A 21,145-nucleotide genomic window follows, 5' to 3' on the forward strand; every position below is an offset into this window, starting at 1 on the left:
CATCCCATCTGCCGGCCGCAGGCGGCGTTCACGCACAGTGGTGCGTCAGATGCACGTGTTGCCTAACACGCGAGAGGATTGGGGTATTCCCGCGCGGGACGCCGGACCTTCCGGAGCCCTGGCATACTGAAACGGTCGGCGCCGATATTCGCCGACCGTCGCAGCAAAAAAGATCAGACGTTGAATCCTAGCATACGCAGCTGGTCACGCCCGTCGTCGGTGATCTTGTCGGGGCCCCATGGCGGCAGCCACACCCAGTTGATCTTCACGTCGGAGACCATGCCGTCGAGGGCCGAGTGAGCCTGGTCCTCGATGACGTCGGTCAGCGGGCAGGCCGCGCTGGTCAGCGTCATGTCGATGGTGGCCACCGGCTGGCCGCCCTCGACCGGGTCGAGGTTGAGGCCGTAGACCAGGCCCAGGTCGACGACGTTGATCCCGAGCTCGGGGTCGACGACGTCCCTGAGCGCCTCCATGACCTCCTCGACGGTCGCCTCGCCGTCGAACGCCGACGTAGGCGTCTCCACCGGCTTGCTCATATCTATGCGCTCCTCACAACAGCGTCCTTGTAGGCCATCCAGGACAGCAGCGCGCACTTGACACGCGCGGGGAACTTGGCCACGCCCGCGAAGGCCACCGCGTCGCCGAGCACGTCCTCGTCGGCCTCCACCTGGCCCCTGCCCTGCATCAGCCGGGTGAACTCGTCCACGACCGACAGCGACTCCTCGACCGTCGAGCCGGTGGCCAGCTCGTGGAGCACCGAAGCCGCGGCCTGGCTGATGGAGCAGCCCTGCCCGTCGTAGGAGACGTCCTCGATCTTGCCGCCGTCGCCGAGCTTGACCCTGAGCGTGATCTCGTCGCCACAGGTCGGGTTCACGTGGTGGACCTCGGCGTCGTACGGCTCACGCAGCCCCCGCCCCTGCGGGTGCTTGTAGTGCTCCAGGATCAGCTCCTGGTACATCGACTCGGCGATCATCTCAGGCGAACACCTTCTGCACGTGGTGGAGACCCCTGACCAGGGCGTCTATCTCGCTCGTGGTGTTGTACAGGTAGAACGACGCCCGCGTGGTCGCGGGTATTCCGAACCTCAGGTGGAGCGGCCGCGCGCAGTGGTGCCCCACCCGGACGGCGACGCCGAACCGGTCGTCAAGGATCTGCCCCACGTCGTGCGGATGTATGCCGTCGAGGGTGAACGACACCGTGGCGCCCCTGCCCTCGGTGGAGGCGGGACCGATGATCCGCAGCGTCGGCACCTCGGCGAGGGCCTGCAGCGCGTAGGCCGCCAGCTCCCGCTCGTGCGCCTCGATGGCCGCCATGCCGACGCCCTCGAGGTAGTCGACCGCCGCGCCGAGCCCGATGGCCTCGACGATCGGCGGCGTGCCCGCCTCGAACTTGTGCGGGATGGGCGCGTAGGTCGAGCGGTCCATCCAGACCGCCTCGATCATCTCGCCGCCGCCGAGGAACGGCGGCATGGCCTCGAGCAGCTCCGCGCGCCCCCACAGCACGCCGATCCCCGAAGGGCCGAGCATCTTGTGGCCGGTGAAGGCCACGAAGTCGGCCCCGAGCCCGGCCAGGTCGACCGGGTGGTGCGGCACCGACTGGGAGGCGTCGAGCATCAGCAGCGCCCCGGCCGCGTGGGCGCGGCGGGCGATCTCGGCGACCGGGTTGACGGTGCCGAGCACGTTCGACTGGTGGGCGACGGAGACGATCTTCGTGCGCTCGGTGATGACGTCGTCGGCCAGGTCGAGCCGGCCGTCGTCGGTGACGCCGAACCACTTGAGCGTCGCGCCCGTCCGCTGCACCAGCATCTGCCACGGCACGATGTTGGAGTGGTGCTCCATCTCCGAGATGACGATCTCGTCGCCGGGGCCGAGCGTGAAACGGGGGTCGGTGTTGGTGCGGTTGCCGAAGGAGTAGGCCACCAGGTTGAGCGCCTCGGAGGCGTTCTTGGTGAACACGATCTCGTCACGGCTCGGCGCCCTGACGAAGGCGGCGACCTTGTCACGCGCCGCCTCGTACGCCTCGGTCGACTCGGTGCCGAGCGCGTGGTGAGCCCGCCCCACGTTGCTGTAGTGCATCGCGAAGTGCTCGCGCATGGTCTCGATGACCTGCGCCGGCTTCTGCGAGGAGTTGCCCGAGTCGAGGTAGACGAGCGGGCGCCCGCCGGACAGCTCGCGGGACAGGACAGGGAAGTCTTTCCTGACCCTCTCCACGTCGAATGCTCCGTTCATCGGTCGCTCACCCCTCCCCGCTCACTACGCCGGGCTCGCTCCGTGCCCATCGGTCGCTCACCACTTCTCAGGCCGACGCCTTGGTGTACTGCTCGTAGCCCTCGGCTTCGAGCTTCTCGGCCAGCTCAGGGCCACCCTCCTCGACGATCTTGCCGCCCGCGAAGACGTGCACGAAGTCGGGCTTCACGTAGCGCAGGATGCGGGTGTAGTGGGTGATCAGCAGGACGCCGGTCTCGCCCGAGGCCCGGAAGCGGTTGATGCCCTCGGAGACGACGCGCAGGGCGTCGACGTCGAGGCCGGAGTCGGTCTCGTCGAGGACGGCGATCTTCGGCTTGAGCAGCTCGAGCTGGAGGATCTCGTGGCGCTTCTTCTCACCGCCGGAGAAGCCCTCGTTGACGTTGCGGGTGGCGAAGGCCGGGTCGATGGCCAGGGAGTCCATGCCCGTCTTGAGGTCCTTGCTGAACTCGCGCAGCTTCGGCGCCTCGCCGCGGACGGCGGTGACGGCCGAGCGCAGGAAGTTGGAGACGCTGACGCCCGGCACCTCGACCGGGTACTGCATGGCGAGGAACAGACCGGCGCGGGCGCGCTCGTCGACCGACATCTCCAGCAGGTCGACGCCGTCGAGCAGGACCTGCCCGCCGGTGATCGTGTACTTGGGGTGACCGGCGATCGCGTAGGCGAGGGTGGACTTGCCCGAGCCGTTCGGACCCATGATGGCGTGGGTCTCGCCGGCCTTCACGGTCAGGTTGACCCCGCGCAGGATCTCCTTGTCGGCGACGGAGACCTGCAGGTCACGAATCTCAAGGGTGGACACTGTTATGACTCCTTCGAGAGCGAGACGAGGACGTCGTCGCCGTCGATCTTCACTCGGTAAACGTTCACGGGCTTGGTGGCGGGCGGGCCGGTGGGCTTGCCCGAGCGCACGTCGAAGCATGAGCCGTGCAGCCAGCACTCGAGGGTCCCGTCGTAGACCTCACCCTCGCTGAGCCTGACTTCCGCGTGCGAGCAGACGTCGTGCAGGGCGAAGACCTCCTCGCCCTTGCGGACCAGCGCCACGGGGGTCTCGTCGACCTCGAGGCCGACGACCCCGCCGTCGGGGATGTCGCTGACCTTGCAGACCTTCTGGAATGTCACTTCTCGAGCTCCGCCTCCACCTTGGCGAACACGCGCTCGCGCAGCTCAGGCACGGAGATCTTCTCCACCAGCTGGCCGAGGAAGCCCCTGATGACCAGGCGGCGGGCCTCGTCGTAGGGGATGCCGCGAGCCTGGAGGTAGAAGATGTGCTCGTCGTCCAGACGGCCCGAGGCGGAGGCGTGGCCCGCGCCGGCCACCTCGCCGGTGAGGATCTCGAGGTTGGGCACCGAGTCGGCGCGCGCGCCGTCGGTGAGGATGAGGTTGCGGTTGAGCTCGTAGGTGTCGGTGCCCTCGGCCTCGACCCTGATGATCACGTCGCCGATCCAGACGGCGTGCGCGTCCTCGCCCTGCAGCGCGCCGCGGTAGTCGACGTTGCTCTTGCAGTTGGGCTGCGAGTGGTCGACCAGCAGGCGGTGCTCCAGGTGCTGGCCGGCGTCGACGAAGTAGATGCCCGACAGGTCGGCGTCGCCGCCGGGGGCGGTGTAGGCGACGCTGGGCGACAGCCGGACGAGGTCGCCGCCCAGGGTGACCACGAAGCTGCGGAAGGTCGCGTCCTTGGCCAGCTGGGCGTGGTGGTGGGAGACGTGGACGGCGTCGTCGGCCCAGTCCTGCAGGCTGATGACCTTGAGGGTGGCGCCGTCACCCACGACGAACTCGACGTTGTCGGCGTACACCGCGCTGCCCTGGTGGTCGATGACGACCACGGCCTCGGCCATCGGCTCGACCTTGACCACGATGTGGCCGTAGGCCGCACCCGCCAGGCCGCCGCCGCGGACCTCGATCTGGATCGGCTCGCCGGGGACGGCCTCCTGCGGCACGGTGACGACCAGCGCCTTCTCGAAGGAGGTGTAGGCCTGGGCACTGACCCTGTCGACGGGCGCGTACGCCTTGCCGACCCGCGCGTCGTCACGGCCGACCCACTCGGCGGTGACGCCGGCGGGCGTGTAGGCCTGGGTGACGACCTGCCCGGTCACCTCGGCGGCGCCGTTGTGCAGGCCCTTCAGCCGCGAGATCGGCGTGAAGCGCCAGGCCTCCTCGCGCCCGGTCGGCACCGGGAAGTCGGCCAGATCGTAGGACGACTTCTCGTGCAGGGTCGACAGGGGCTTCTCGTTCAGGCCCATCAGCCGACGGCTCCTTCCATCTGCAGCTCGATCAGGCGGTTCAGCTCGAGGGCGTACTCCATGGGCAGCTCGCGCGCGATCGGCTCGACGAAGCCGCGCACGATCATCGCCATCGCCTCGTCCTCGTCGAGCCCGCGGCTCATGAGGTAGAACAGCTGGTCCTCGCTGACCTTGGAGACCGTGGCCTCGTGACCCATCGAGACGTCGTCCTCGCGGACGTCGACGTAGGGGTAGGTGTCGGAGCGGCTGATCTGGTCGACCAGGAGCGCGTCGCACTTGACGGTCGAGGCCGAGCCGTGGGCGCCCTCCTCGATCTGGACCAGGCCGCGGTAGGAGGTGCGGCCGCCGCCGCGCGCCACCGACTTGGAGATGACGCTGGAGGAGGTGTTGGGCGCCAGGTGGACCATCTTGGACCCGGCGTCCTGGTGCTGGCCCTCGCCGGCGAAGGCGACGCTCAGCGTCTCGCCCTTGGCGTGCTCGCCCATCAGGTAGACGGCCGGGTACTTCATCGTGACCTTGGAGCCGATGTTGCCGTCGATCCACTCCATGGTCGCGCCCTCGTAGGCCACGGCGCGCTTGGTGACCAGGTTGTAGACGTTGTTCGACCAGTTCTGGATGGTCGTGTAACGGCAGCGGGCGTTCTTCTTCACGATGATCTCGACGACCGCCGAGTGGAGCGAGTCGCTGGAGTAGATCGGCGCGGTGCAGCCCTCGACGTAGTGGACGTAGCTGTTCTCGTCCACGACGATCAGGGTCCGCTCGAACTGGCCCATGTTCTCGGTGTTGATCCGGAAGTAGGCCTGCAGCGGGATCTCGACCTCGACGTTCGGCGGCACGTAGATGAACGAGCCACCGGACCACACAGAGGTGTTGAGCGCGGCGAACTTGTTGTCGCCCACGGGGATGACCGAGCCGAAGTACTCCTTGAAGAGCTCCTCGTGCTCCTTCAGGCCCGTGTCGGTGTCGACGAAGATGACGCCCTTCTCCTCGAGGTCCTCACGGATCTTGTGGTAGACGACCTCGGACTCGTACTGGGCGGCGACACCGGCGATGAGGCGCTGCTTCTCCGCCTCCGGGATGCCGAGCTTGTCGTAGGTGTTCTTGATGTCGGCGGGCAGTTCGTCCCAGGAAGCGGCCTGCTTCTCGGTCGAGCGCACGAAGTACTTGATGTTGTCGAAGTCGATGCCCGAGAGGTCGGAACCCCAGGTGGGCAGCGGCTTCTTGGCGAACAGCCGGAGGCCCTTCAGGCGAAGGTCGAGCATCCACTCCGGCTCGTTCTTGAGCGCGGAGATGTTGCGGACGACCTCCTCGGACAGGCCGCGCTTGGCCGCCGCTCCCGCGGCGTCAGGGTCGGACCAGCCGAACTTGTAATTCCCGAGGCCTTCCAGCTCCGGGCGGTCGGTGACAGTCACCTTCCGGTCTCCTTGCTTTCTCTTATCCGAACGGGGCTCACGTGGGTGGTACAGACCCCGTCGCCGTGTGCGATGGTGGCCAGGCGTTGCACGGGGACACCGAGCAGTTGCCCGAAGGCCTCTGTCTCGGCTTCACACAGCTGCGGGAACTCCGCCGCCGCGTGTGCCACCGGGCAGTGATGCTGGCAGAGCTGGTCGCCGCCGGACTTGGCCTTGCTGGCCGAGGCGGCGTAACCGTCCGCCGACAGCGCCTCGGCCAGCACCTGAACGCGCTGGTCTTCGGGCACTGTCCGCATGACCGGCTCGAGCCGCTGCAACAGGCCCTTGACCTGCGAGCGGGCGAACTCGGTCACCGCTTCCTCGCCCATGCGCTCGGCCAGGAAGCGCAGCGCGCTCCCCGCGAGATCGTCATAGGCGTGCTCGAAAGCACTGCGCCCCGCATCGGTGATGGCGAACAGCTTGGCCGGTCGTCCACGTCCACGCTGACCCCGGGGCCGGGTCGTGCGCGGCTCGATCATCCCGTCGGCCAGCAGCGCGTCGAGGTGACGGCGGACGGCTGCGGGGGTGAGCCCGAGCCGCTCGCCGAGAGCCGCGGCCGCGACGGGACCGTGCTCCAGGATCAGCCGGGCCACGCGGGCGCGGGTGCTGCGCTCGTGTCCAGGCTCAATCGACGGGGGCACGTTTTTCACAACATCAGTGTGCCGTAATTCCTTCCCGGTTCTCAAATGAACGGGGATGCAATTTCTCACGCAGGCAAGGCTTACCTAACTGCGAAGACGCGTCCCCGGCCGAGGAGCACGAAGACCAGGAAGGAGGTGATGACGAGCGCCAGCATGACGACGGCCATCGGCACCGCCGTACCGGAGCCGGCCAGGCCCACGAGAGGCGCGGCGACCGCGCCGAAGGCGAACTGCAGGACGCCGAGCAACGCCGAGGCGCTTCCGGCCACCTGCGGGGGCTGCCCGGCCAGCGCCAGCGCGCCGGTGCCCGGCAGGACCAGACCCGCGCCGCACATCATGACGAACAGCGCGGCCACCACGCCGCCCAGGCCCGCGCCCGTGCCGGGCGAGCCGGCGGTCGTGGCGGTGACCAGCAGCGCCGCGCCCACGAGGCTGACGAGCATGCCGGCCAGCACCAGGCGGGCGGGCGAGACGCGACCCGAGAGCCTGCCGCCGAGCTGGGCCATGACCGTGAGGCCGAGGGCGTTGAGCCCGAAGATGAGCGAGAACTGCTGCGGCGAGGCGCCGTACACCTCCTGCAGCACGAACGGCGAGCCGGAGATGTAGGCGAACATGCCGGCGAAAGCCAGCCCTGCGGCCAGCGAACAGGCCATGAACGACCGGTCGCCGAGCAGCCGCCAGAAGGTGGCGACGGTGTTCCCGAGCCCGCCGCGCTCCCTCTGGTCGGCGGGGAGGGTCTCCTTGACGCCCGGCAGGACGGCCAGCAGCAGCACCACGCCGGCCACGCTGAGCGCGACGAAGATGCCGCGCCAGGAGGTGAAGGACAGCAGCTGGGCGCCCGCGATGGGGGCCAGGATCGGCGCCAGACCGCTGACCAGCATGAGGGTGGCGAAGATGCGGGCGATGGCGGCGCCTTCGTACAGGTCGCGGACCACAGCCCGGACGATCACCAGCGCGGCGCCGCCCATGACGCCCTGGGCCAGCCGCGTGGCGATGAGCGCGGGTACGGAGGGCGCGAAGGCGCACAGCAGTGAGGCCAGCGTGTAGCCGGCGACGCCGACGATGAGCGGGAACCTGCGTCCTCTGACGTCGCTCAGCGGGCCCGCGAGGACCTGGCCGAGGCTGATGCCGACGAGACACGCGGTCAGCGTGAGCTGGACCTGCGCGGGCGCCGAGAGCATCTCCCCGGTGATGGCGGGCAGCGCGGGCAGGTACATGTCGATCGAGAGAGGACCGATGGCCGAGAGCGCGCCCAGGATCAGCAGCAACAGCCCGCGGCGGCCGCTCCCGGTCCCCCCTGCCTCCCCGGCGACGTCCGGCGCGGCGGCTGCCACGGACATGGTGAAACCCCTCTCCCTCGTAGGCCGTGGCCCACGAGGGCCGAGGGGTCAAACCACGATCTGGTACGCCGAATTCCCAAATTTCGGCCTCATTTTCACGCAGTTTGGTTCAGCTGGATCACCGAGAACGCGGCGCCCTGCGGGTCGACGAGCATCCCGAACCTGCCGGGCGGGGCATCCATCGACTCGACCAGCACCGTGGCGCCCAGCGACCTGGCCGTGGCGACCGTGGCGTCGAGGTCGGCGACCGCGAAGTAGATCCCCCAGTGGGAGGGGGTGCCCTCGGGGTACTGGGGCGGCATCTCCATCATGCCCGCGACGCTCCTGTCGCCGACCAGCCATTCGGTGTAGGCCATGCCGTCCATCTGCTGGGTCCTGGGCGTCCAGGGCAGGACGGTGCCGTAGAAGCTCGTGGCCGCCTGCGGATCCCTGGTCACCAGCTCGTTCCAGCAGAACGCGCCGGGCTCGTTGACCAGCTCGGCGCCCTTGTGGTTGCCGGCCTGCCAGACCGAGAAGAAGGAGCCGTCCGTGGCCTGGAAGACGGCCATCGAGCCTTCCTCGAAGATCCGCATGGGCTCGACGACCACGGTCCCGCCCGCGTTCTTGACCCGGTCGGCGGTGACGACCGCGTCGTCGGTGGCCACGTACGTGTTCCAGACCGTCGGCATGCCCTCCGCCATGATGGGGCCGACGCCCGCGACCCGCTTGCCGTCGCGGACGAACTGCCCGTATCCCCCCGCGGCCGGGTCGTCGACCATCTCGGCCGTCCAGCCGAAGATCTCGCCGTAGAAGCGGACCGACGCCTGCACGTCAGGAGTCGACAGATCAACCCAGCACGGGACGCCCGCCTCGTAACCACTTCGAACCGACATCGCGCTACCTCCTGTCGGTACACCACACAATCACGTGACCAACCTCACATCCCTGGAGTTGGCTGCCTTTTTAGCTTTTTGTCGCCCATGGATGTCGCCGGCGCCGCCTGGCGCGCTGACCGCGCGTAGGGGTCCCTAAACTCGTGGCCATGAGCTCCCCTGCCGTCGAGGTCGTCGATCTGGTGAAACGCTACGGCGGCACCACCGCCGTCGACGGGCTGACCCTTGCCGCCGAGCGCGGCGCCGTCACCGCGATCCTCGGCCCCAACGGCGCGGGCAAGACCTCCACCATCGAGATCTGCGAGGGGTTCCGCGACGCCGACGGCGGCACCGTGCGGGTGCTCGACCGCGCGCCCGCCGACCCCGCGCTGCGCGCCAGGGTGGGCGTGATGCCGCAGGCGGGGGGCGTGCCGCCGGCGATGCGCTGCGGCGAGTGGCTGCGGCTGATGTCACGCTTCCACGCCCGTCCCCTCGACCCCCAGGGCCTTCTGGTACGGCTCGGCCTGGCCGAGCACGCGCGCACGCCGTACCGGAGGATGTCGGGCGGGCAGCAGCAGCGGCTCTCGCTGGCCGGGGCCGTCATCGGCCGGCCCGAGCTGGTCTTCCTCGACGAGCCGACGGCGGGCCTCGACCCGCAGGCCAGGCGGGCCTGCTGGGAGCTGGTCGCGGACCTGCGGACGGCGGGCGTGGCGGTCGTGCTGACCACCCACTACATGGACGAGGCCGAGCGGCTGGCCGACCACGTGGTGATCATCGACAGGGGCCGGGTGGTGGCCGAGGGCACCCCCTCCTCGCTCACCGGCGCCGAGCGGCAGCTGCGCTTCCGCGCCCGGCCCGGCCTCGGGCTCGAGGAGTTGCTGAGCGCGCTGCCCTCGGGATCGGCGGCCAAGGAGTCGCCGGCCGGCCATTACATCATCGAAGGCTATGTCGGGCCGGAGATGCTGGCCACCGTGACGGCCTGGTGCGCCGCCGAGGGCGTCATGGCCGACGATCTGTCCATCGAGCGCAGGACGCTGGAGGATGTCTTCCTCGAGCTGACCGGCAGGGAGCTGCGATGACCGCCCTCGACCTCACCCCCGCGCCCGGGGCGGCGCCCTTCCACCGCATGGTGCTGGCGCAGGCGGGCGCCGAGGCCAAGGCCATCCTGCGCAACGGCGAGCAGCTGCTGCTCACGCTGATCATCCCGGTGCTGCTGCTGGTCGGCTTCTCGCTGGCGCCGCTGGTGGACGTCGGCGGGGGCTCGCGCGTCGGCTTCCTGGCCCCCGGCGTGCTCGCGCTGGCGGTCATGTCGACGGCCTTCACCGGCCAGGCGATCGCGACGGGTTTCGAGCGCCGCTACGGCGTGCTGAAGCGCCTGGGCGCCACCCCGCTGTCGAGGGCCGGGCTGTTGCTGGCCAAGACCGCGGCCGTCGTCGCGGTGGAGCTGCTGCAGGCCGTGGCCATCGTGGCGGTGGCGCTCCTGCTCGGCTGGCAGCCGCGCGGCTCGCTGGCCGCGGCCGTGCTGCTGGTGCTGCTCGGCACGGCCGCCTTCAGCGGGCTCGGGCTGCTCATGGCCGGGTTGCTGCGCGCCGAGGCGACGCTGGCCGCGGCCAACCTGGTCTACCTGGTGCTGCTGGGCTGCGGCGGCGTGGTGTTCCCGCTGGCCGCCTTCCCCGACGCCGTCGAGCCGGTGCTGGCCATGCTGCCGATCTCGGCGCTGACCGGCGGCCTGCGCGCGGTGCTGACCGAGGGCGCGGCGCTGCCGCTCGGCGCGGTGACGGTGCTGGTGGCGTGGGCCGCGCTCACGCTGGGACTGGCCTCCAGGACGTTCCGCTGGGAGTAGGCCGCCCACCGCCGGGGGATGTCGGACCCGCCGAGTAGGCTCGGGGCTTGCCGTACGTTTTCTCCCCGAGGAGCCCTGTTGACCGCCTTTGCCCTTGACGGGCCCGCCGACCGCTTCAAGTCAGCCCTGCCGCGCACGGGCGGTCTGTTCCGCACGGCCGCCGACTCGATGCCGCCGTCGGGGTTGATCATGCTGGCCATCGTCTCGGTGCAGCTGGGCGCGGGCTTCGCCAAGGAACTGTTCGCGGCGCTGCCTCCGGCCGCCGTGGTGTTCATGCGCATCGTGGCGGGCGCGCTGATCCTGGGTGCGTTCGCGCGGCCGAAGCTCAAGGGGCTGTCGTGGCGTGACTGGGCGGTCGGCATCGGCTTCGGCCTCACGCTGGCCGTGATGAACCTGTCGTTCTACGAGGCGCTGGCCAGGCTGCCGATCGGCATCGCGGTGGCGATCGAGTTCCTCGGCCCGCTCGGCGTGGCCATCGCCGCCTCGCGCCGGCGCCTCGACCTGCTGTGGGCGCTGCTGGCCGCGGTGGGCATCGCGCTCATCGCGCCCTGGACCGAGTCCGCCGCCGTCAGCTGGCTGGGCATCGGCTTCGCGCTGGTGGCGGGGGTCTGCTGGGCGGCCTACATCCTGCTGTCGGCCGCCGCGGGCAGCCGGTTCCCCGGGACCACGGGGCTGTCGTTCGCCATGATCGTCTCGGCGGTGGCCATCGCGCCGGTGGGCGTGATGACGGGCGGCGCCGACCTGCTGCAGCCCTCGGTGATCCTCATCGGGCTCGGGGTGGGGCTGTTGTCGTCGGTGATCCCCTACTCGCTCGAGCTGCAGGCGCTGCGGCGGATGCCCAAGCACGTGTTCGGCATCCTGATGAGCCTGGAGCCCGCGGTGGCGGCGATGATCGGGCTGGTGCTGCTGGGCGAGATCCTGCACGTGCAGCAGTGGGCGGCCATCATCTGCATCGTGGCCGCCAGCCTGGGCGCCACCCGCGCCGCCAGGGCCTGACCTCCGCGAGACAGCCGCTCACCCGGTGACCTGGGATGAGCGGCTTTCGTCTTGCGGCGGACCCGAGGCCTCGCCGGGCTCAGGTCGTGGGCTCGGCCCAGATGTCGCGGACGTGGTGGATGTGCTCGCCCATGATGCGCTCGGCCGCCTGCCTGTCGCCCGCCTTGAGCGCGTCGAGCAGCGCCAGGTGCTCGCGCGCCGAGTCGGGCAGCATGCCGCGCTCCGACAGCTGCGACAACCCGTACAGCCTGGCCCTGTTGCGCAGGTCACGCACCACCTCGACCAGGTGCGCGTTGCCCGACAGCGACAGCAGCTCGATGTGGAAGCGCAGATCGGCGTCGACGTAGGCGAGCAGGTCGGCGCGCTCGGCGGCGTCGACGATCTGCTGGGCGATCGGCCGCAGCCGCTCGAACTCCTCGGCCCTCGACGCGTCGGCCAGCCGGGCGATCGTCGGCACCTCGATCAGCTGGCGGATCTCGGTCAGCTCGTCGAGGTCGCGGTCGGACAGCTCCGTGACCCGGAAGCCCTTGTTGCGCACCGCCTCGACCAGGCCCTCCTTGGCCAGGTCGAGCATGGCCTCGCGGACCGGCGTGGCCGAGACGCCGAACTGGGCGGCGAGCACGGGCGCGGAGTAGACCACGCCAGGGCGCATCTCGCCGGTGACGAGCGCGGCGCGCAGCGCGTGCGCGACCTGCTCGCGCAGGCTCTGCCGCTCTCCCACCATCGGAAGGTCGAGCCGATCCTCCGCAGCCATCCCGGCTTCCCTACTTTCGTCCGTTCATGTGAGCCCACGCCTCGTATGCGGCCGCCGCGACCACCAGGTCCTCCCACGCCATGCCGACACTTTTGAAGACCCGCGGCCCCTCGCCCACGTCGACGCGACCGTTGACCAGGTCGGCGAGGTTGCCGGCGAGATGACCACTGGTGATCGTACCGCCGCGCAAAGGGAGGATCACATCTCCAGCCTCGGACAATGCCGCCTTCCTCGCCTCGACGACCAGGGTGGCGCGGGCGACGAGATCATCGTCGATCTCTCTGGCGTCGGGCTCGTGCGACCCGACGGCAGTCACGGTGACGTTGTCGCCGGTGAGCTTACCGGGGAACAAGGGATCCCTGGCGGTGGTACAGCAGGCGACCAGGTCGGCCTGCTCGAGCGGCACCAGCGCGTCGGACGGCGGCGCGCCGACGGCCGCCGAGGCGGCCAGGCCGATGTCGGCGCAGCGCAGGGCCAGCGCGGCGGCCCGCCCGTGGTCCCGGCCGACGATCGTGACCCTGTCCACGGGACGCACCTCGCGCAGCGCCCGCACGTGCCCCCACGCCTGCGGCCCGGTGCCGTACACCAGCAGGCTGCGGGCGTCGGGCGGCGCCAGATGCCTGACGGCGAGGGCGGAGACGGCGGGCGTGCGCAGCGCGGTGAGCGCCAGGCCGTCCATGGCCGCCAGCGGCGCCATGGTGTCGCCGTCGAACAGCAGGTAGGTGCCCTGGATGCGGGGCAGCCCACGGGCGGGGTTGCCCGGCGCGACGGTGACCACCTTGACGCCCGCGTACCGGCCCGCCGAGGCGGGCATGAGCAGGAACTCCCCCTGCCCGGCCGGCACGGCGGCACGGGCGGGCGCGGTCTCGGGGTCGAACCCCGAGACCAGCGTCTCCTCCAGGACCGCGACGGCCCGTGCCATCGGCACCAGCCGCTCCAGGTCCTCGATGTACGGCAGGCCGCTCATCGGCGCGCTCCGGCCAGAGGGTGGCCGGCCGGGACCGGAGGCGCGGATCCAGCCCCGGCCGACATGCTCGCGAGGCGGCTCATCGCAGCGTGAACCCCGTTCCGATCGGGTCCCGCGGATCGAGTTCGAAGCTGTGCCGCCCGGTACGGTAGGCCATGCCCTCGATCTCCGGAATCACGCCTTCCGGGGTGGATTCGGCCACCCAGGCGCGGAACGACGAGCCGACGATGCTGTCGTGCGTGAGCGTGAACCCGGCCGGCAGTTCCTCGGCCAGCAGCGCCAGCCTGGCCGCGGTGCCCGAGCCGCACGGCGACCGGTCCACCTCCCCGTCGGCGAAGACGGTGACGTTGCGCTGGTGGGCGGGCCCGACCTCGTCGTAGAAGATCACGCCGTAGATGCCCGACAGCCGCTCGTCCGACGGGTGCCTGGCGGCGGGGTGGTCGGCGAGCGCCGCCTTGATCCGCCGCCCGTGGGCGATCAGCTCGGTCAGGTCCTCGGGCCGCACCGACAGCCCCAGCGAGGCGGCGGGCAGCGAGGCGTAGATGGCCCCGCCGTACGACACGTCGACCTGGACGCCGGCCGCGGGCACGGACCGGGCGATCACGTAGGACGGCACGTTCCTGAAGGTCACCGAGGTGATCTCACCGCCGGTCATGGCCACCGTGGCCGTCACCCTCCCGGAGGGCACGTCGATGACCACGTCGGTGGTGCCGTCGGGGTCGGCCTCGACCAGCCCCTCCTGGACGGCGTGCACGCCGAGCGCGATCGTCCCGTGCCCGCAGGCGGTGGAGTAGCCGTCCTTGTGCCAGAACAGCACGCCCAGGTCGGCGCCGGGAGAGTCGGGCGGCACCAGGAAGCAGCCGTACATGTCGGCGTGCCCGCGCGGCTCGTGGCACAGCAGCCGCCGCACCCTGTCGATCTCCTCGTCCGCGAAGGCCGTGGCACGGCGTTCGAGGACGGACGAGCCCTTGATCTCGCCGACCCCGCCGACGACGATCCTGAACGGCTCGCCGCCGGTGTGGTAGTCGATGGTCTGGATCATGCCCCTCCCAGGTAGGCCTCGACGACGCGCGGGTCGGAGCGGAGCGCGTCCGCGCTGCCCGACAGCGTCCCTTGTCCGCTCTCCAGCACGTAACCCCGGTGCGCGATCTTCAGCGCGGCGGAGGCGTTCTGCTCGACGAGCAGCACGGCGGTGCCGGAGGCGTTGATGTCGGCGATGAGGTCCATGACCTGGGCGACGATCAGCGGCGCCAGGCCCATGGACGGCTCGTCGAGCAGCAGCAGGCGCGGCCCGGTCACCAGCGCGCGGCCGATGGCGAGCATCTGCTGCTCGCCGCCGGACAGCGTGCCGCCCTGCTGGGCGCGACGCTCGGCCAGTCGGGGCAGCAGGCTGTACACGTGGTCGACCCGCCGCCTGATCTCCGCCTGGTCGCGCACGAGGTAGCCGCCGAGCAGCAGGTTGTCGTGCACGGTCAGGGTGCTGAAGACCCTGCGCCCCTCGGGGCAGTGGACCAGGCCGAGGTTGGTGATCTTGTGCGCGGCCACGCCGGTGATGTCCTGGCCCTCGAAGACGACCTTGCCGCCGCTGGGCCGTACCAGGCCCGAGATGGCCGACATGGTGGTCGTCTTGCCCGCGCCGTTGTTGCCGAGCAGGGTGACGATCTCGCCCTCGCCGACGGTCAGCGACAGGCCGCGCAGCGCGTGCACGCCGTCGTAGTGGACGTCGAGGTCGCTGATCTCAAGCATGGGCGTCGCTCCCCAGGTAGGCCTCGATGACGGCGGGGTCGCGGCGCACCTCTTCGGGGCGGCCGTCGGCGATCTCCTTGCCGAAGTTGAGGACCACGATGCGTTCGGAGACCTGCATGACCAGGCCCATGTCGTGCTCGATCAGCACGATGGCGATGCCCAGCTCGCGGATACGCCTGATCAGGTCGAGCATCTCGGCCTTCTCGGCGTGGTTGAGACCGGCGGCCGGCTCGTCGAGCAGCAGCAGGCGCGGCTTGCGGGCGAGGGCACGGGCGATCTCGACGCGGCGCTGCTCGCCGTAGGGCAGGTTGCGGGCGGCCGAGTAGCGGTCGCCGCGCAGGCCCACGAAGTCGAGCCAGTGGTTGGCCGCGTCGGTGCACTCGCGCTCGGTGCGGCGGTAGCGCGGGGTGTGCAGCAGCGCGTCGAACACGTTCTGCTTGAGCCACAGGTGGCTGCCCGCGCGGACGTTCTCCAGCACCGACAACTCGCCGAACAGCCGCAGGTTCTGGAAGGTACGGCTGATGCCCGCCCCCGCCACGGCCGAGGGCCGCAGGCCCAGCAGCGAACGCCCGTCGAAGGTGATCTGGCCGGCCGTGGGCCGGTAGAAGCCGGTCACGCAGTTGAAGGCGGAGGTCTTGCCGGCGCCGTTCGGGCCGATGACCGAGACGATCTCGGCCTCGTTCACCGAGAAGCTGAGCCCGTCGATGGCCACCAGGCCGCCGAAGGCCAGGCGCAGCTCGCTCACCTGGAGGAGTGTCACTTGAGCGCCTCCCTCGAACGGGCGGGCCACAGACCCTGCGGCCGGACGATCATCACGATGATCAGCAGCACGCCGAAGATGAAGAACCGGTAGTCGGCGGCGTCGCGCAGCAGCTCGGGCAGCAGGCTGATGATGATCGCGCCGAGCACGACGCCGGGCACCGAGCCCATGCCGCCGAGCACCACGGCCATCAGGACCGTCGCCGAGTACAGGAAGGTGAAGCTGTTGGGCGAGATGGCCGACACCTGGCCGGCGAACAGCACGCCCGCCAGCCCGCCCCACACCGCGCCCGCGATGTAGGCGGCCAGCTTGACCCGGTAGGTGTGCACGCCGGTCGCCTCGGCGGCGTCCTCGTCCTCGCGCACGAAGCGCATGGCCCGGCCGAGCCGCGACCTGCCCAGGCGGGAGGCGCCGATCACGGCGATCGCGACGATCAGCACCGTGACGAAGTACAGGCTCACCGGTCCGTCGGTCAGACCGGGGATGCCGTAGATGCCCGAGGGGCCGCCGGTGATGGGCAGGTTGTTGGCGGTGATACGGATGATCTCGCCGAAGCCCAGCGTGACGATGGCCAGGTAGTCGCTGCGCAGCCGCAGCGTCGGCGCGCCGATGATGACGCCGGCGATGACGGTGACCACGATGACGGCGGGCACGGTGGCGACCAGCGGCAGGTCGAACCGGGTCGACAGGATGCCGCTGGTGTAGGCGCCCACCGCGAAGAAGGCGGCGTAGCCCAGGTCGAGCAGGCCGGTGAACCCGACCACGATGTTCAGTCCCGAGGCCAGCATCACGAAGATGGCGGCCGTGGTCATGATGGACATCGTGTAGTCGGTCGCGTTGACGAACGGCACGAGCAACGCGATCAGCAGGCCCGCCAGGCCGACCCAGCGGTTGTCGAACAGCTTGGACAGGCGCGTCTGCGGTTGCTTGGCGCCGATCTTGCGGGGGGCTTCGGGGGCTTTGGTCTGGTTCACACCCGCTCCGTCACACGTTCGCCGAGCAGACCGGTGGGTCTCACGGTCAGGAACAGGATCAGCACGCCGAAGGCGAACACGTCACGCCACTCGCCGCCGAGCCAGTAGGTGCCGAACGACTCCAGCAGGCCGAGCACGAGGCCGCCGAGCATGGTGCCGGGGATGTTGCCGATGCCGCCGATGACGGCCGCGGTGAAGGCCTTCAGCCCGATGAGGAAGCCCATCAGGAAGTCGATCTTTCCGTAGTAGGCGCCGGCCATCACGCCGGCGGCGCCGGCCAGGGCCGAGCCCAGGAAGAAGGTCCTGGAGATGACGGCGTTGACGTCGATGCCCATCAGCGAGCTGGTGCTCGGGTCGAGGGCGATGGCCCGCATGGCCCTGCCCTCGCGCGTCTTGGTCACCAGCAGGTTGAGGCCGACCATGAGGACCACGGCGACCCCGATGAGCACGAGCTGCTGCAGGGTGAGCCGGGCGCCGAACACCTCCAGCGTGGTGCCGCTGAGCCGGACGGGGTAGACCCGGGGGTCGGGACCGGAGACGGCCCGCATGCCGTACTCGATGGCGAAGGACGCGCCGACGGCGGTGATGAGCAGCGACAGGCGGGGGGCGCCGCGGAGCGGGCGGTAGGCCACCCGCTCCAGGACCACGCCCGCCAGGCCGGTGCTCACCATGGTCAGCAGCAGGACGGCCAGCAGCACCGGCAGCGTCATCGCCGCGGAGACCCCGCCCAGCGCGGACAGGACGGCGAAGCCGCTGAACGCGCCGAGCATGTAGAGGTCACCGTGGGCGAAGTTGAGCAGCTTGATGATGCCGTAGACCATGCTGTAGCCCAGCGCCACCAGAGCGTAGAACGAGCCGACGAACAGGCCGTTCCAGACGAGCTGTGTCATGAGAGAGCATCCTGTAGGGCGAACTTGTCACCCTTCCACACGAGGATCTGGAAACCGCCGGTGGACAGGGTGTGCTCGGGGGTGAACTTCAGCGGGCCGGAGAACATCTGGAACCCGTTGATGCCCTCGAGCGCGGTGATGACCTTGGCGCCGTCGGTGGAGCCCGCCTTGGTGATCGCCTCGGCGGCCAGGCGCACGGCGTCGTAGGCCTGGTTGGAGTAGGGGCCGGGAGCGGACCCGAACTTCTTGGTGTAGTTGTCGATCCAGCCCTTGGCGTTGGGCAGCGTGTCGGGGATCGGGGTCATGGTGGCGAAGACGCCCTCGGCCTCGGCGCCGGCGATCTCGCCGAGCTTGGCGGAGACCGAACCGTCGGCGACCATGATCGCGCCCTTGTAGCCCGCCTGGCGCAGCTGCCTGGTGATCAGGCCGCCCTCCTGGAAGTAGCCCGTCCAGTAGACGAAGTCGGGCTTCTTCTCCAGGACGTTGTGGATGTTGGCGCTGTAGTCGCTCTCCTTGGGCGTGACCGCCTCGGTGATGACCGCCTTGTCGCCCAGCAGCGGCTGGGTGCGGACCGCGATGTCCTTGGAGTAGCTGGTGTTGTCGTGCATCAGCGCGACCCTGGTGGCACCCTGCTTGGTGATCCACTGGCTGGCCGACTCGGCCTGCTGGGTGCCGGTGCCGTTGATCAGGAAGACGTGCTTGAGCTTCTGGTCGACCAGTTCCTGCGAGTTGGCGGCAGGGATGATCATGGGTATGTTCGACTTGCCGAACACCGGCAGCGTGGGCAGCGTGGCGCCAGAGCAGTAGCCGCCGATGGACGCCTCGACGCCCTCGGTGACCACCTTGTTGGCGGCGGCGACGGCCGTCTGGGCGTCACAGGCGTCGTCGGCGGCCTTGAGCTCGAGCTGCCGGCCGAGGACGCCACCCTTGGCGTTGATCTCGTCGATGGCGAGCTGGGCCGCGTTGGTCATGTAGGGGCCGATCGCGGCCTCGCTGCCCGACTGGGGGACGAGCATGCCCAGGCGGATGGGGCCCTTGGCCTCCTGCTGGGCGCCACCTCCATCGCCAAGGAGGCCCTGTCCGCAACCCGCCAGCATCATTGCGGTCGCGACCAGGGAGACGACGTGCGTCTTGCGCATTGAGACTCTCCTCACGTGAGTGATGTGTGACATCACACCGACGCGCTCAGGGGCAGGTCAAGCGCCGAGACCAGACCGTTAGCGTCCTAACACGCAGGTGGAACGTCAAGAGAGATCGCGGTGAGCATCCCGGACCTCACATCGAAGAGGCGGTGATTTCGGGCGCGCCGAAACCGCCTTTCAGTTGTACGGCTGACCGCCGTGGGAAGGCCGCGCCCCGGCCACACGCGCAGCGGGACGGAAAGGGCGCGCGGCACCGCTCCCGGCCGAAAATCGGGCGGAAGGCCACGCGACGCCACCCCGGCTGGAAACCGGGCGGAAGGCCGCGCGACGCCGCTCCCCTGCGGAAACGGGCGAAGGGCGCGTGGCGCCGCTCCCCCACCGGGAAGCGGCGCGGCGGGCGCGTCAGAGGATGAAACCCTCGGGGAACGGGTCACGAGGGTCGAGGAAGTACTGCGCGGTCCCGGTGACCCACGCTCTGCCGGTGATGGTCGGCACCACGGCGGGCCGCCCGCCGACGCTCGTCTCCTCCACCAGCCGCCCCACGAAGCGCGTGCCGATGAAGGACTCGTTGACGAAGTCCGCGCCCAGCGCCAGTTCGCCTCTGGCGTGCAGCTGGGCCATCCTGGCGCTGGTACCGGTACCGCACGGCGACCGGTCGAACCAGCCGGGGTAGATCGCCATGGCGTGCCTGGAGTGGGCGGCCGTCGAGCCGGGAGCGGCGAAGTACACGTGGTGGCAGCCCCTGATCCGGTCGTCCTCCCGGTGCACCGGCTCGTCGGACTCGTTGATCGCCGCCATCGTGGCCAGGCCCGCGGCCAGGATCTCGTTCTTCGCGGCCCGGTCGAAGGGCAGCTTGTAGGAGTCGAGGTCGACGACGGCGTAGAAGTTGCCGCCGTAGGCCAGGTCGTAGCGGACCTCGCCGAAGCCAGGTACTTCCACCACCGCGTCCAGCCGTTCGCTGTAGGCCGGCACGTTGCGCAGCGTCACCGACTCGGCGGCGCCGTCCTTGACGGCCACGTCCACGACGACCAGGCCCGCGGGCACCTCGAGGCGGACGGTGGTCACCGGTTCGACGACCTCCACCATCCCCGTCTCCACCAGCACGGTGGCCACGCCGATCGTGCCGTGGCCGCACATCGGCAGGTAGCCGGAGACCTCGATGAACAGCACCCCCCAGTCCGCGTCGGGCCTGGTGGGCGGCTGCAGGATGGCGCCGCTCATGGCCGAGTGGCCGCGCGGCTCGTTCATCAGCAGCTGCTTGATCGGGTCGAGGTGCTCGCGGAAGTACACGCGCCGCTCGGCCATGCTGTTGCCGGGGATCACGCCGACGCCGCCGACGATGACCCTGGTCGGCATGCCCTCGGTGTGGGAGTCGACGGCGTGGAAGACGCGCTTGGATCTCATGGTGGTCCAGCCTCTCTCATCGCACCTTCTCTCTCAGCGCAGGCCCTCGGCGAGCGCCTTCTCGGTGGCGGCCCTGACCACGGCGGCCTGCTCGTCGGTCAGCGGCAGCCTGGGCGCCCTGCAGGGGCCGCCGTGGCGGCCCGCCACGTCCATGGACAGCTTGATGGCCTGCACGAACTCGGTCTTGGAGTCCCAGCGCAGCAGCGGGTGCAGCTGGCGGTACAGCGGCAGCGCGGTCTCCAGGTCGTGGGCCATGGCGGCCCGGTAGAGGGCGACGCTGGCGACGGGCAGCGCGTTGGGGTAGCCGGCGACCCAGCCCTTCGCGCCCGCCAGCGCCAGCTCGACCACCACGTCGTCGGAGCCGATGAGCACGTCGAGCTCCGGCGCGAGCTCGGCGATCTCGTAGGCGCGCCGCACGTCGCCGGTGAACTCCTTGACGCCCACGATCAGGCCCTCGTCGAACAGCTTCGCCAGCAGCGCGGGCGTGAGGTCGACCTTGGTGTCGTAGGGGTTGTTGTAGGCCACGATCGGCAGGCCGGCCTTGGCGACCTCCCGGTAGTGGTCGATCACGATCCGCTCGTCGGCCCGGTAGGCGTTGGGCGGCAGCAGCATCACGCTCTCGCAGCCGGCCTCACGCGCCTGCTCGGCCCACCGGCGCGACTCGGCGGCGCCGTAGGCGGCGATGCCGGGCATCACGTTCCGGCCGCCGATGGCCTTCACCGCCGTCTCGACGGCCTTGGCACGCTCCTCCGCCGTCAGCGTCTGGTACTCGCCGAGCGAGCCGTTGACGGCCACGCCGTCACAGCCGTTCTCGACCAGCCAGCGGCAGTGCTCGGCGAACCCGTCGAAGTCGACCGACAGGTCCTCGCGCAGGGGCAGGGCCGTGGCGACCATGATTCCGTG

General features: G+C 70.2%; 23 protein-coding genes. 3 read left to right on the forward strand and 20 right to left on the reverse strand.

Annotation, left to right across the window (positions count from 1 at the left end; genetic code table 11):
- Positions 1 to 173: 173 nt before the first annotated feature.
- From ABZX22_RS09180 to ABZX22_RS09225, 10 genes are all read right to left on the reverse strand, one after another.
- Positions 174 to 536: a metal-sulfur cluster assembly factor gene (locus tag ABZX22_RS09180; RefSeq protein ID WP_354907085.1), complete on the reverse strand. Its 363-nt coding sequence runs from the start codon at positions 534 to 536 to the stop codon at positions 174 to 176.
- Between the two features lie 2 nt (positions 537 to 538).
- Entirely contained in the window at positions 539 to 973 is a 435-nt protein-coding gene (gene sufU, locus ABZX22_RS09185) for a Fe-S cluster assembly sulfur transfer protein SufU (protein ID WP_183661900.1), read from the reverse strand.
- Position 974: 1 nt separating this feature from the next.
- Complete coding sequence (locus ABZX22_RS09190; protein WP_354907086.1) at positions 975 to 2,228, reverse strand: cysteine desulfurase; 1,254 nt, start codon at positions 2,226 to 2,228, stop codon at positions 975 to 977.
- A 67-nt stretch (positions 2,229 to 2,295) separates the two neighbouring features.
- Positions 2,296 to 3,042 (reverse strand): Fe-S cluster assembly ATPase SufC, encoded by a 747-nt coding sequence (sufC, locus tag ABZX22_RS09195; protein ID WP_354907087.1) that lies wholly within the window; start codon positions 3,040 to 3,042, stop codon positions 2,296 to 2,298.
- 2 nt (positions 3,043 to 3,044) lie between these two features.
- On the reverse strand, positions 3,045 to 3,362 hold the full coding sequence (locus tag ABZX22_RS09200; protein ID WP_354907088.1) for a non-heme iron oxygenase ferredoxin subunit: 318 nt from the start codon (positions 3,360 to 3,362) through the stop codon (positions 3,045 to 3,047).
- Complete coding sequence (sufD, locus tag ABZX22_RS09205; RefSeq protein WP_354907089.1) at positions 3,359 to 4,483, reverse strand: Fe-S cluster assembly protein SufD; 1,125 nt, start codon at positions 4,481 to 4,483, stop codon at positions 3,359 to 3,361. The genes ABZX22_RS09200 and sufD overlap by 4 nt, the downstream gene beginning before the upstream one ends.
- Positions 4,483 to 5,895 carry a Fe-S cluster assembly protein SufB gene (gene sufB / locus ABZX22_RS09210; RefSeq protein WP_354907090.1) on the reverse strand — a complete coding sequence of 471 codons (1,413 nt, stop codon included), beginning with the start codon at positions 5,893 to 5,895 and terminating at the stop codon, positions 4,483 to 4,485. The genes sufD and sufB overlap by 1 nt, the downstream gene beginning before the upstream one ends.
- Positions 5,892 to 6,584, reverse strand: coding sequence for a helix-turn-helix domain-containing protein (locus ABZX22_RS09215; RefSeq protein ID WP_354907091.1), 693 nt, complete (start codon positions 6,582 to 6,584; stop codon positions 5,892 to 5,894). Before ABZX22_RS09215 ends, sufB begins: the two co-directional genes overlap by 4 nt.
- Positions 6,585 to 6,655: 71 nt before the next feature.
- Positions 6,656 to 7,915, reverse strand: coding sequence for a multidrug effflux MFS transporter (locus ABZX22_RS09220; RefSeq protein ID WP_354907092.1), 1,260 nt, complete (start codon positions 7,913 to 7,915; stop codon positions 6,656 to 6,658).
- Between the two features lie 95 nt (positions 7,916 to 8,010).
- Positions 8,011 to 8,787, reverse strand: a complete 777-nt coding sequence (locus ABZX22_RS09225) for a VOC family protein (protein ID WP_354907093.1) — start codon at positions 8,785 to 8,787, stop codon at positions 8,011 to 8,013.
- Between the two features lie 149 nt (positions 8,788 to 8,936).
- Between ABZX22_RS09225 and ABZX22_RS09230 the strand changes: the two genes are divergently transcribed.
- The 3 genes from ABZX22_RS09230 (at position 8,937) to ABZX22_RS09240 (ending at position 11,605) form a co-directional block, all read left to right on the forward strand.
- Positions 8,937 to 9,845 carry an ABC transporter ATP-binding protein gene (locus tag ABZX22_RS09230; protein WP_354907094.1) on the forward strand — a complete coding sequence of 303 codons (909 nt, stop codon included), beginning with the start codon at positions 8,937 to 8,939 and terminating at the stop codon, positions 9,843 to 9,845.
- Positions 9,842 to 10,609, forward strand: coding sequence for an ABC transporter permease (locus tag ABZX22_RS09235; protein ID WP_354907095.1), 768 nt, complete (start codon positions 9,842 to 9,844; stop codon positions 10,607 to 10,609). Before ABZX22_RS09230 ends, ABZX22_RS09235 begins: the two co-directional genes overlap by 4 nt.
- Positions 10,610 to 10,687: 78 nt before the next feature.
- Positions 10,688 to 11,605: an EamA family transporter gene (locus tag ABZX22_RS09240; RefSeq protein WP_354907096.1), complete on the forward strand. Its 918-nt coding sequence runs from the start codon at positions 10,688 to 10,690 to the stop codon at positions 11,603 to 11,605.
- Between the two features lie 79 nt (positions 11,606 to 11,684).
- Here ABZX22_RS09240 and ABZX22_RS09245 read toward each other — a convergent pair whose 3' ends face one another.
- The 10 genes from ABZX22_RS09245 to ABZX22_RS09290 form a co-directional block, all read right to left on the reverse strand.
- Positions 11,685 to 12,359, reverse strand: coding sequence for a GntR family transcriptional regulator (locus tag ABZX22_RS09245; protein WP_354907097.1), 675 nt, complete (start codon positions 12,357 to 12,359; stop codon positions 11,685 to 11,687).
- Positions 12,360 to 12,369: 10 nt separating this feature from the next.
- The gene (locus tag ABZX22_RS09250; RefSeq protein ID WP_354907098.1) at positions 12,370 to 13,326 is read right to left on the reverse strand and encodes an ornithine cyclodeaminase family protein; all 957 of its coding nucleotides are present in this window, start codon (positions 13,324 to 13,326) and stop codon (positions 12,370 to 12,372) included.
- Positions 13,327 to 13,405: 79 nt separating this feature from the next.
- Positions 13,406 to 14,368, reverse strand: a complete 963-nt coding sequence (locus ABZX22_RS09255) for a proline racemase family protein (protein ID WP_354907099.1) — start codon at positions 14,366 to 14,368, stop codon at positions 13,406 to 13,408.
- Positions 14,365 to 15,072 (reverse strand): ABC transporter ATP-binding protein, encoded by a 708-nt coding sequence (locus ABZX22_RS09260; RefSeq protein ID WP_354907100.1) that lies wholly within the window; start codon positions 15,070 to 15,072, stop codon positions 14,365 to 14,367. Before ABZX22_RS09260 ends, ABZX22_RS09255 begins: the two co-directional genes overlap by 4 nt.
- The gene (locus tag ABZX22_RS09265) at positions 15,065 to 15,832 is read right to left on the reverse strand and encodes an ABC transporter ATP-binding protein (protein WP_354907101.1); all 768 of its coding nucleotides are present in this window, start codon (positions 15,830 to 15,832) and stop codon (positions 15,065 to 15,067) included. The genes ABZX22_RS09260 and ABZX22_RS09265 overlap by 8 nt, the downstream gene beginning before the upstream one ends.
- Positions 15,829 to 16,806 (reverse strand): branched-chain amino acid ABC transporter permease, encoded by a 978-nt coding sequence (locus ABZX22_RS09270; protein ID WP_354907102.1) that lies wholly within the window; start codon positions 16,804 to 16,806, stop codon positions 15,829 to 15,831. Before ABZX22_RS09270 ends, ABZX22_RS09265 begins: the two co-directional genes overlap by 4 nt.
- Positions 16,803 to 17,696: a branched-chain amino acid ABC transporter permease gene (locus tag ABZX22_RS09275; protein ID WP_354907103.1), complete on the reverse strand. Its 894-nt coding sequence runs from the start codon at positions 17,694 to 17,696 to the stop codon at positions 16,803 to 16,805. The genes ABZX22_RS09270 and ABZX22_RS09275 overlap by 4 nt, the downstream gene beginning before the upstream one ends.
- Complete coding sequence (locus ABZX22_RS09280) at positions 17,693 to 18,835, reverse strand: branched-chain amino acid ABC transporter substrate-binding protein (protein ID WP_354907104.1); 1,143 nt, start codon at positions 18,833 to 18,835, stop codon at positions 17,693 to 17,695. Before ABZX22_RS09280 ends, ABZX22_RS09275 begins: the two co-directional genes overlap by 4 nt.
- A 405-nt stretch (positions 18,836 to 19,240) precedes the next feature.
- Positions 19,241 to 20,242: a proline racemase family protein gene (locus tag ABZX22_RS09285; protein ID WP_354907105.1), complete on the reverse strand. Its 1,002-nt coding sequence runs from the start codon at positions 20,240 to 20,242 to the stop codon at positions 19,241 to 19,243.
- A 33-nt stretch (positions 20,243 to 20,275) separates the two neighbouring features.
- Positions 20,276 to 21,136 (reverse strand): dihydrodipicolinate synthase family protein, encoded by an 861-nt coding sequence (locus ABZX22_RS09290; RefSeq protein ID WP_354907106.1) that lies wholly within the window; start codon positions 21,134 to 21,136, stop codon positions 20,276 to 20,278.
- Between the last annotated feature and the right edge of the window lie 9 nt (positions 21,137 to 21,145).

Origin of the sequence: Nonomuraea sp. NPDC003804, assembly GCF_040610675.1 — a bacterium.
Classification (GTDB): Bacteria; Actinomycetota; Actinomycetes; order Streptosporangiales; family Streptosporangiaceae; genus Nonomuraea.